Origin of the sequence: Roseiarcus sp. (assembly GCF_052145395.1) — a bacterium.
Taxonomy (GTDB): Bacteria; Pseudomonadota; Alphaproteobacteria; order Rhizobiales; family Beijerinckiaceae; genus Roseiarcus.
On sequence record NZ_JBKQOT010000329.1, the window covers coordinates 1 to 9,457 of the forward strand.

Annotated in this window: 9 protein-coding genes; 4 read left to right on the top strand and 5 right to left on the bottom strand. The window is 67.8% G+C overall.

Annotation, left to right across the window (positions count from 1 at the left end; all coding sequences use genetic code 11):
• Positions 1 to 654: 654 nt before the first annotated feature.
• Entirely contained in the window at positions 655 to 1,395 is a 741-nt protein-coding gene (gene recO, locus ACLP25_RS11115; protein WP_442469258.1) for a DNA repair protein RecO, read from the bottom strand.
• Positions 1,396 to 1,527: 132 nt separating this feature from the next.
• Positions 1,528 to 3,309 carry an amidohydrolase gene (locus ACLP25_RS11120; protein WP_442469259.1) on the bottom strand — a complete coding sequence of 594 codons (1,782 nt, stop codon included), beginning with the start codon at positions 3,307 to 3,309 and terminating at the stop codon, positions 1,528 to 1,530.
• 219 nt (positions 3,310 to 3,528) lie between these two features.
• Here ACLP25_RS11120 and ACLP25_RS11125 point away from each other — a divergent pair, with 219 nt between their 5' ends.
• The 4 genes from ACLP25_RS11125 (at position 3,529) to ACLP25_RS11140 (ending at position 5,733) form a co-directional block, all read left to right on the top strand.
• Entirely contained in the window at positions 3,529 to 3,942 is a 414-nt protein-coding gene (locus ACLP25_RS11125; protein WP_442469260.1) for an ArsR/SmtB family transcription factor, read from the top strand.
• Positions 3,939 to 4,472 carry an SRPBCC family protein gene (locus ACLP25_RS11130; RefSeq protein WP_442469261.1) on the top strand — a complete coding sequence of 178 codons (534 nt, stop codon included), beginning with the start codon at positions 3,939 to 3,941 and terminating at the stop codon, positions 4,470 to 4,472. The genes ACLP25_RS11125 and ACLP25_RS11130 overlap by 4 nt, the downstream gene beginning before the upstream one ends.
• Positions 4,473 to 4,555: 83 nt before the next feature.
• Complete coding sequence (locus ACLP25_RS11135) at positions 4,556 to 5,314, top strand: DUF899 domain-containing protein (protein WP_442469262.1); 759 nt, start codon at positions 4,556 to 4,558, stop codon at positions 5,312 to 5,314.
• 35 nt (positions 5,315 to 5,349) lie between these two features.
• Positions 5,350 to 5,733: a hypothetical protein gene (locus ACLP25_RS11140; protein ID WP_442469263.1), complete on the top strand. Its 384-nt coding sequence runs from the start codon at positions 5,350 to 5,352 to the stop codon at positions 5,731 to 5,733.
• On the opposite strand, the gene ACLP25_RS11145 is transcribed toward ACLP25_RS11140, so the two are convergent.
• The 3 genes from ACLP25_RS11145 to ACLP25_RS11155 form a co-directional block, all read right to left on the bottom strand.
• Positions 5,663 to 6,934, bottom strand: coding sequence for an MFS transporter (locus ACLP25_RS11145; protein WP_442469264.1), 1,272 nt, complete (start codon positions 6,932 to 6,934; stop codon positions 5,663 to 5,665). The two genes, ACLP25_RS11140 and ACLP25_RS11145, sit on opposite strands and share 71 nt — an antisense overlap.
• An 83-nt stretch (positions 6,935 to 7,017) precedes the next feature.
• Positions 7,018 to 7,788 carry a bestrophin-like domain gene (locus ACLP25_RS11150; RefSeq protein WP_442469265.1) on the bottom strand — a complete coding sequence of 257 codons (771 nt, stop codon included), beginning with the start codon at positions 7,786 to 7,788 and terminating at the stop codon, positions 7,018 to 7,020.
• Positions 7,789 to 7,880: 92 nt separating this feature from the next.
• Positions 7,881 to 8,753 carry a hypothetical protein gene (locus ACLP25_RS11155; protein ID WP_442469266.1) on the bottom strand — a complete coding sequence of 291 codons (873 nt, stop codon included), beginning with the start codon at positions 8,751 to 8,753 and terminating at the stop codon, positions 7,881 to 7,883.
• Positions 8,754 to 9,457 lie beyond the last annotated feature (704 nt).

The window sequence follows — 9,457 nt, forward strand, 5'->3', positions numbered from 1 at the left end:
CTTCTCTCAGGTCGTCAACCTCCACATGCCTCGCCCGACAGGCCCGGTGCTCCATGAAAACCTCCATCAGAACGCGGCCGATTCGAACAGATTCGGGCTATGCCTCGCTAACGCGAATTGAGCCTAAATCATCGACTGCGGCGGATGGCGCACCGATAAGGATCCGCTACTCTTGCGCAAGATAATCGCCTGGACCGAAGTCCAATAGCGCATCGTTGAAAAGTCGTTCGCATCCCGCGCCATCCGGCGGGCGATCGCATGGGCGGCGGCGCCCGCCGACGCAATCAGACGATACGCCTCGGCCTCGCGGCTCGCATAGCGTTGCCGCCTCAGATCCAACAACCAACGCATCCCACCCCCAGCCCACAAGGATACCCGCGCATCTCTATGCTCTGCAGCGCAGAATGCTCTGCAGCGCAGACAGTCTCCTGTCCCCGCCGCGGGTCCCGTCCTGATCCAATTGATGAATGGAAAACAACGAAAACTTAAGGCGTATCCCTACGTCATCAGGCCTGCCCCTCTTAAGGCCAATCTGCCTCGGCGGCCCGCGCCGTCGGCGCAGCCGATAAACCGCGCCGGAGCGCCGCCACACCCGCGCGTCGGTGACCGCCGAGCAGGCGCCTAGTGAGCGCCGCGAAGCGCTCTTCAGACGTTCTACGGCCCGACCGCCGCCTTCGCCGCCGCAGCGAGAAAGGCGCGGCGCGAGTCGGGCAGCGGTTCGCCGCGGGCGGCGAACACGTCGCGCAGGAGAAAGAAGCCCGTCGTGAGGAAGCCGTCGGCGATGTCGTCGGCGCTCGGCCGCGCCTCGAGCCGTGCGCCATCGCGCAGAAAAGCAGGCAGCGGCAGCAACCGGTCGCGCCAGGCCTCGCCTGCAGCAAGGCTCACCGCCCGGCCCGACTTCGGCGAGACATAGGCGAGGTCGTCGAGTGCGCCGGTCGCGGCGCAGCGGGAGAGGTCGAGGCGGAAGCCGCATTCGGCGAGGATCCGCGCCTCGAAGCGCGCGACCAGCGCCGGAGCCAGCGCGGAATCGTCGAGACGGTCGGCGATCAGCGTCAGCGTCTCGTACACCGCCTCGTGCGGGTCGCGCTCGGGCAGGAGGCGCGCGAGCGCTCCGAGCCAGGCGAGCCCGGAGAGCGCCAGCGCGCTGCCCATCAACCGTCCGGCGCGGAGTTGCATCGGCTCGACGGCAAAGGCGCCGAGGTGCTCGTCGAGGCGCGCGCGCCAGACGAGCCCGAGCGTGTTGCCCGGCTGGAGCGCGGCCGCCATGCGGGCCGAGCGGCCGCCGCGCACCAGGCCGAGATGGCGGCCGTGGACGCGCGTCATCGCCTCGATAATCATCGAGCGCTCGCCGTGCCGACGCACGCCGATCACGAGACCTTCGTCGCGCCATTCCATGCGGAGGAATCCTACGCCCCGACGTTTAGCACGCTCCGCACGGCGGGTGGGCCGGCAAAGTTGGGCCTTCGGGCCGGGGTACGAGCGGCGCCGGCTCGGCCCCTGATGGTTACGGCCGGGGACGGCCTCGCGTCACGCCGCGAATATTCGCCGCCCCGCCACCCACGTCTCGCTGACCTTGATGTCGGCGATTGCATCCGGGCTCACTGTGTAGGGATCGCTTTCGAGGATCGTAAAATCCGCTTCCTTGCCCTTTTCTAACGAGCCGAGGCGATCGCCCTGCCCAATCTGGCGGGCCGCGTCGATCGTCACGGCGCGGATCGCGTCGTCAAGCGAAACGGCCTGATCGGGACCGACCACGGAATTGTCGATGATGCAGCGGCGCGTCACAGCCGCGCTGATGAGCGCGAGCGGGCCCGGCGGCGAGCACGGTCCGTCGGAGTGCAGCGTGAAGGGGAGGCCGGCTTTCACGCACGCTCCCGCGGGATCCATGAAAGCGGCGCGTTCGGGGCCGAACAGCTCATCGCGATAGGCGGCGCCGTAGAGGCGCACATGGTTCATCAAAAAGCTCGGCTGCACGTTCAGCGTCTTCATGCGCGAAATCTGGTCGGGGCGCGCCATCGTCGAGTGCTCGATGCGGTTGACGCCAAAGTCGGTCGAGCCCGCGTAGGCCGCCTCGATCGCGTCCAGCGCAATGTCGAGCGTGGTGTCGCCGTTGCAGTGGATCTGCACCGGCAGGCCGAAGGCCTTCACTTCGGCGACCATCTGTTTCATCTCATCCGTGTCGAAGTTCGGCGAACCCTTGGAGGTCGAGTTCAGGTAAGGCCTGGTCTGCGCCCCGGTCTCGGTCTGGTTGGAGCCGTCCCCGACGATTTTTACCCCGTAGAGCGAGAACAGGGAATTGTCGACGGGCGCGCCTTTGCCCAAGCCCAGGTTGCGCCACGGCGTCAGGCCCTTGATGTCGTCGAACATCACGCTCGCGCTGGTGCGGCAGGAAAGCGTATTCGAGAGCTTCGTGAACGGCTCGATCCAGTCCGAGCGGATCGTGCCGGGCTCGTGCACCATCGTGTTGCCGACGGACGCGATATGCCGGGTGAAGTCCGTGACCGCCTTGGCCGCGACGTCGGGCGTGATCTTGCCGAGGAAGTGGACCGCGAATTTTAGCATCGCGCTTTCCTCGTAGACCATGCCGTTGAGCTTGCCGTCGGCGCCACGGCCGAAATGACCTCCGCCCGGCAGCTCGCCGACATCCTCCCCAACGCCGGCGATTGTGAACGCTTCGCTGTTGGCGCAGGCGTCGTGCAAATTGATGTACCAGATGAAGATGGGGTGATCGGTCGAGATCGCGTCGAGTTCGTTGCGAGTGAAATCGCCGCCTTGCAGCAGATTGTCGAAATTGGCGCCGACGATCCACTGCCCCTTGGGCGTGCTCGCCGCCTCTTGCCTGAGATGCGCGACGAGGCTTTCACGGGTCGGATATTTCGCGTAGCCGACGTCATCGATGAGTTCGTAGATCAGCGAAGCCGCGATCGTGTGGAGGTGCGGATCGATCAGGCCGGGCAGCAGCGTGCGGCCGCCGAGATCCACGACCTTGGCGCCCCCCGTCTTGAGGCCCATGATCGTGCTTTCGTCCCCGACCGCGAGCACCTTGCCGTCCTTGATCGCGATCGCCGAGGCGACCGGCGCGCCCGGGAGCGGGCGGATCGTCCCGCCGCGCAGAATGAGATCCGCGCCGTCGTCCGCTGCGAAGGCCGGCGCGGCCATTCCGGCGGTCAGTGCGGAGGTCGCGCCGACCGAATAGGCCATGAACGCGCGTCGGGTGGGCATGCCCGCCGCCTTGCCCAGCAGGCCGGCGATGCCGCCGGAATAAAATTCGTCGCGAAGAAGGATCTGGCTGAAACACCCGCGGCACATAATCGAAACCTCCCCAACCCGGCAGCGCGCGCTGCGGCGGCGTCGTTGACATGGCGCCAGACGGATCGCAAGGGCAATGCGTTTACAGCGATCGCGGCGGTATTCCGTCACGCTTGCGAAGGGCTCGCGCGGCCGTACGCCGTGGCTCGACGAAAATTCCCGCCTCGTCATTCAACCAGATGGTTGACTTTCCGAAGCGGCGCGCGCACATTAAACCACATGGTTGAATTTGAGACGCCTCCGCTCGACTCCGTCTTCCACGCCCTCGGCGACGCCACACGGCGGCGGATGCTTCGGGAACTCGCCGGCGGCGAGCGGACGGTGACCCAGCTCGCCGAGCCTTTCTCGATTTCGCTGGCGGCGGCGTCGAAGCACATCAAGGCGCTCGAGCACGCCGGGCTCATCCGGCGCGAGGTGCGCGGGCGCACGCACTGGTGCCGGCTCGACCCTGGGCCGCTCGCCAGCGCCCACGACTGGCTGAGCTTCTACGAGCGCTTCTGGACCGGCCGGCTCGACATTCTCGAGCGGCTCTTGCGCGAGGAGGACGCCCGCGACCGCGCGTCCGTCCCTTCCGCCAAAGACGAGACGGACGCCCCAAGAGAATCCACCCCAGAAGAAGGAGACGATCGATGACGATGCTGGCCACGCCGGACGACTACGGCGCGCTGATCGAGCCCGCCACCTTGAAGATCCAGCGCCTACTGCCCGGCCCGATCGAGCGCGTGTGGGCCTATCTCACCGATTCCGATCTCCGCCGCCGCTGGCTCGCAGCGGGCGCCATGGAGCTCAAGGTCGGCGCGCCCTTCGAGCTGGTCTGGCGGAACGACGAATTGGCCGCCCCGGCCGGCGAGCGGCCGCCCGGCTTCGGCGCCGAACATCGCATGGCGAGCCGGATCACCGAGCTCGATCCGCCGCGCCGCCTCGCCTTCGCCTGGGACGGCGCAGGCGACGTGTCCTTCGACCTCGAGCCGAAGGGGGATGCAGTGCTGCTCACCCTCGTCCACCGTCGCCTGCCCGATCGCAAGACGCTGGTCGGCGTCAGCGCCGGCTGGCATGCGCACCTCGGCGTCCTGGCCGACGTCCTCGCCAACAAAAAATCCGAGGAGTTCTGGCCCGCCCTGATGCGGCTGCGCGCCGACTACGACCGGCGTCTGCCGGCTTAAGCGCTGACAGTCCCCTCTCCCGCGCTCCCGCCGGGCGAGGGGATCGTTTTCCCAAAATCATCCCCGCTGACAGGAGGCCGACAATGCGCAATCAGGTCGTTTCCCGTGATGAGTGGCTCAAGGCTCGCGTCGCGTTGCTGGAAGAGGAGAAGGAGCTGACGCGGCGGAGCGACGCGGTCGCGCTGCGGCGTCAGGAGCTCCCGTGGGTCCGGATCGACAAGGCGTACCGGTTCGACACCGACGAGGGCGCCGCGTCGCTCGGTGACCTCTTCCGAGGGCGCTCGCAGCTCATCGTCTATCACTTCATGTTCGGGCCGGATTTCACCGCCGGCTGTCCGTCTTGCTCGGCGATCGCGGACGGCTTCAACGGCTTCGCGATTCATCTGGCCCACCACGACGTGATGCTGTGGGCGGTCTCGCGGGCGCCGCTCGCGAAGCTCGAAGCCTACAAGCGCCGGATGGGCTGGACGTTCCCCTGGGCGTCGTCGTTCGGCTCCGACTTCAACGCCGACTTCTCAGCCTCGATTACCGAGAAGCAGCAGCGCGAGGGAGGCTTCGAATACAACTACCGGCCCGCGGCGCCCCTGACGTCGCGCGCCGCCGCAGGACCCGTCGCCGAGTATGCTGCGACGACCGGAGCGGACGCGGCGACGTACATGCGCGAGCGGCCCGGCATGAGCGCCTTCGCACTCGAGGACGGCGCCGTCTATCACACCTACTCGTCGTATTCGCGCGGACTCGACGGCCTCTGGGGCATGTACCAGTGGCTCGACCGGGCGCCCAAGGGGCGCAACGAGCAAGGCTTGTGGTGGCGCCGCCACGACGAATACGAGCGCGCCTGAAGGCGCCGTCATCCTCGATCTTGTGGAGAAGGAGCATGAGCGAAGCGATCGCCGACGACGGCGCCGGCCGCGCCCGTCGCCGCGACGCCCTCGGCGAAGCCGCTCTGCGCGCATCCGACGGGCTGCGCTACGCGGCCGCGCCGGGTTTTGCGGTCATGGCGCTCATCACCGGCGTCGAAGGCGGCGGCGCGGCGCATTGGGTCTGTTCGTCCGCGCCCGAGGCCTCGCCGCTCACAGGAATGACGGCGATGTATGTGCTGATGAGCGTGATCCACGCGCCGCCCTGGCTGCATGCGATCTTTCGCCGACGGCTGCCCTCCGGCGGCCTCCCGATGGGCGCGTCAGTCTTCACGAAGTCGGGAGATCCGGCTTCGGTTCGGGCTGCGCCAGAAGATGGGCGGGAGGGGACACGCGCCTGAGCCGCGCCGCCACGAGGTACGCAAGGCAGGTCAGCGCGCCCAGAAAGACCGCAACGCCGAGCCAACCGCCAGCCCCGAGCGCCCAGCCGCCTGCCCAGCCCGCGAGGCTCGAGCCGGCGTAGTAAAAGAACAGATAGAGCGCGCTCGCCTGCGCCTGCGCGCTCTGGGCGCGCAGGCCGACCCAGCTCGACGCGATCGAATGGCTGGCGAAGAAGCCCACGGTCACGAGCCCGACGCCGGCGATGGTCACCCAGAGACTGCTGGACAGCGTCGCGAAGACGCCGAGCGGCATCAGTGCGACCGCGGGCAAAATCACCTGCCTGCGGCCGTAACGCCCTGCAAGGTCGCCCGCAACCGCCGACGCGACGGCGCCGAGAAGGTAGATGACGAAGACGAAGCCGATCGCCGTCTGGCTGAGCAAGAACGGCGGCGCCGCCAGATGAAAGCCGATGTAGTTGTAGGTGGTGACGATGGCGCCCATGACGAGAAAGCCCAGCGCGTAGATCAGGCGCAGGCCCGGATCGTTGAGGTGCATCCGGATGGCCGGCGCAATCGCGACCAAGCCCGCCTTCGGCGTCGCGCGTCGCTCCCGCGGCAAGGCGAAGGCGAAGGCGAGCGCGCAGGCGAGCGAGAAGGCGCCGATCAGGCCCACCGCCCAGCGCCAGCCCCAGAATTCCGCGATCGGCGCCGCCGCGAGCCGGCCGCCCATGCCCCCAAGCGTGTTGCCCGCGATGAAGAGACCCATCGAGAGCCCCACGGCGGACCGGTCCATTTCCTCGGCGAGATAGGCCATGGCGATCGCCGGAGCGCCCGACAGCATGAGGCCGGTCAGCGCGCGGAGCGCGAGCAAGGTCGGCCAGTTCGGCGCGAAGGCCGCGGCGAGCGTCGCGGCCGCCGCGGCCACCAGGGAAATGGCCATCACCGTCTTGCGGCCGTAGGCGTCGGACAGAGCGCCCGCCCCGAACATCGCCACCGCCAGAACGCCGGTCGCCACCGAAAGAGACAGGCTCGCCGCAGCCGGCGTCAGCGCAAACGCCTGTACGAAAGCAGGCAGGATCGGCTGGACGCAGTAGAGCACCGCGAAGGTGGCCAGACCTGAGAGGAACAGGGCGAAGCTCACGCGCCAGAATCGCGCCTCGCCGCGGTGCGTCAGCGGCGATTTCTGGTCGGAAGCGGCGGGAGGAGCGGCCGGGGTCGTCATGGCGGCGCGCAACCTTTCCCCTGCGCCGGCGAAAGGCAAGACAAATCCGGGCGACCACCGAGCTCGCGCGCGGGGTGGCCGTCCTATTCCTTGCCCATCACCGCGAGCACCTGTTCGAGCGGCGCAGACGAGGCGCGGAAGATTCCGGAATAGGGGTTGGACAGGTCGAGGATCATCAGGAAGGCCGACGCCATCGCGAGCGAGCCGATCACAACGCCCAGCACCGAGGTCGCGCTGCTCTTCGACATGAGCCCGTAGCCCAGGAACAGGAAGACGACCCAGGCGACCACGGTGAACACCAGCGGAAAGCAGATCGGCGCCGTGAGGGCGAAGGACATCTGCAACCGCGACTGCCCAAGCGATTCCAGGTCTGCCCTGGCCGACGCCAGCGCCTGGGTCTGCGCGTCGGTGGTCGGGTGAAGCTGGCCCAGGAGGGTTTCGCGAGCACGCAGGTTGCGCAACGCGGCGGCGAAATTGTTGGCGGCGAAGTTGGCGTCGCTCTGGTCGGCGGCCCAGACCTCGTCCAGCGTCTTGCCGACTCCGTCGCGCAGTTGCTTGCGCACCGGATCCGCCTCCGGGCCGTAGTCGGCCAGCGCCATGTCGAAGTGCAAGACCTTCGAGGCGAGGGTCTGCACCGCCATGTTCTGCCCGGCGTAGACGCCGTAGGCCGTCCAGATCAAGAGGCCGAGCACGAGCGCCGACAGCAGCGTCAAGAGGCCGACCACGGCGCCGATCATGTCGCGCGGGCCGCCAGTCGTGTATTTCTCCGGCAGCGCCCGCTGAAGGATGAGGCCGATCGACCCGCCGGCGAAGATCGCCACGGCGATCGCGAATGCTACCTTTTCGGCGCTCATATGAAGTCCCCAGGCCCGACTCGATGGATTTCGCCGCCCTTAGCCCCTGTCAGCGGCGAACGCAAATGGCCCTTCGCGCCGGCCCCTCGCGATCAGGTCGGTTTCAGCGACGCGGTCCCAAACGTCGGGTCGTCGCGATACGGCGCGATGCAGCGCTCCTCACGCGCACGATCGCTGTCCGACAGCGCGTACGACGCGGTTCCTTCCGGCTCGCCGAACGGCATGAGCGACACGCCGAAGGGCTGGCCGCGAATCTCGACCGCGCGCTGCACCATCAGGCATTGCAGCACGTTCTGGACGCGCCAGACATGGCCGAGCCCGATCCGGCCGGGGTCGGGCTCGGCGACGGCGGCGGGCCACGCCCCGCCGTTGCCGTCGCGAGCGCGCAGTTCAGCCTCGATGCTCTGCTTCAGCTTGGTCTGACAGGTGTAGGCGACCTCGAGCACGGCGCGCACCGGCAGCGGGTCGGCCGCTCCCGGCCGCAAGCCGTCGAGGGCATAGCGGGTGCAGTCCGCCTTCCGCGCCTCGGCGGTCGCCGCAAGATCGTCGATGCCGAACTGGGAGTCGATCACGATCTCCAGGGTCGAGGCGAGGCTCTGGTGCTGCTGCTCCCACGCCTTGTCGGCCGCATAGAACCGCTTCACGGCGGCGTCGAGCTTGTCGCCTTCGGCCCGGTTCTTCACGGCGTCGTCGAGTTCGTAGGTGGACAGGAACTTCTCGTCGACGATCTTGTTCAGGCCGTCGAGCGCGGTCATCGCGGCGGCGGCGTCCTTGTCGATCTTGTCGGCGCGCTTCTGGTAGGTCCAGTTGCGCTGCTGGAAATAGGCGCTGATCGCCGTGCCGAGGACGCCGGTCGCCAGCACCAGCCCGCCGATCGAGCCCAGGATCTGGCGCGTCCAGACATGCAGGCGCCGGGCGCCTCCGCTGTCGTTCGCCTGCGTCCCGTCGCTTTCGGGCTCCGCCATGTCGCCGTCTCCGGAATTGCTGTCGCCGGACAGCGATGGCACGGAATCGCCGCCGGACCCAAACGGCGCGCCTGGGCCGACGGGAGCGCGTCGCGCGCTCCTTGGCGGCGAGACGCCGCCCCTTTGGTCGATCGCGCCAGTCCAGACGACATGTCCGCCATCCGGCGGCGGAAAGTCTCCTTCAAGCAACAACCTGCAATTCGCGGCCGCAATTGGACGGCCGGAAACAGGGACGAAGCCGCCGTAGGCGGGACGGAGGGATCGCGCCAGCGGGCATTGCCCGACGGCTTGCGAACCGGTCCTTTCGACCCTAAGCGGAAGTTCCCGCCTCGTCGTACGCAGCAGGCCGCCCGATGTTGAGAGCGCCTTGGCTTAAGCATATCGACTTCTCGTTCGGCGGCGCTTGGGCATCGACAATGATGGGCAGTGATAAACGGGACCGCAGTATAGAAATCCAGCCCGGAGAAGCCAGACTTCTCGGCAAGCGTCCAGTCGCCCCCCGACGTCAATCAGGCGGTTGAGGCTGACGAGCGAAATCCGGTCCTCATCCCCCAGCATGAAATTGCCGATAAGGTCGTGCGCCGTTCATCCGCGCTCGAGGGCTGCGCCTCTCAGCCGCAGTTCTTCCAAAGGATCTGCCGCGCTTCGAGCGGCACGGCGACATTGGGGTTGCTCGGAATGACGCGGATCGAGTAGTCGCGCAG

What these genes read in the sequence shown, in the direction of transcription:
- ACLP25_RS11130 (WP_442469261.1), top strand. Translation starts at nt 3,939, where the DNA reads ATGACGATGCTGGCCACGCCGGACGACTACGGCGCGCTGATCGAGCCC.
- ACLP25_RS11155 (WP_442469266.1), bottom strand. Translation starts at nt 8,753, where the DNA reads ATGGCGGAGCCCGAAAGCGACGGGACGCAGGCGAACGACAGCGGAGGC.
- ACLP25_RS11140 (WP_442469263.1), top strand. Translation starts at nt 5,350, where the DNA reads ATGAGCGAAGCGATCGCCGACGACGGCGCCGGCCGCGCCCGTCGCCGC.
- ACLP25_RS11125 (WP_442469260.1), top strand. Translation starts at nt 3,529, where the DNA reads ATGGTTGAATTTGAGACGCCTCCGCTCGACTCCGTCTTCCACGCCCTC.
- ACLP25_RS11145 (WP_442469264.1), bottom strand. Translation starts at nt 6,934, where the DNA reads ATGACGACCCCGGCCGCTCCTCCCGCCGCTTCCGACCAGAAATCGCCG.
- ACLP25_RS11150 (WP_442469265.1), bottom strand. Translation starts at nt 7,788, where the DNA reads ATGAGCGCCGAAAAGGTAGCATTCGCGATCGCCGTGGCGATCTTCGCC.
- recO (WP_442469258.1), bottom strand. Translation starts at nt 1,395, where the DNA reads ATGGAATGGCGCGACGAAGGTCTCGTGATCGGCGTGCGTCGGCACGGC.
- ACLP25_RS11120 (WP_442469259.1), bottom strand. Translation starts at nt 3,309, where the DNA reads ATGTGCCGCGGGTGTTTCAGCCAGATCCTTCTTCGCGACGAATTTTAT.
- ACLP25_RS11135 (WP_442469262.1), top strand. Translation starts at nt 4,556, where the DNA reads ATGCGCAATCAGGTCGTTTCCCGTGATGAGTGGCTCAAGGCTCGCGTC.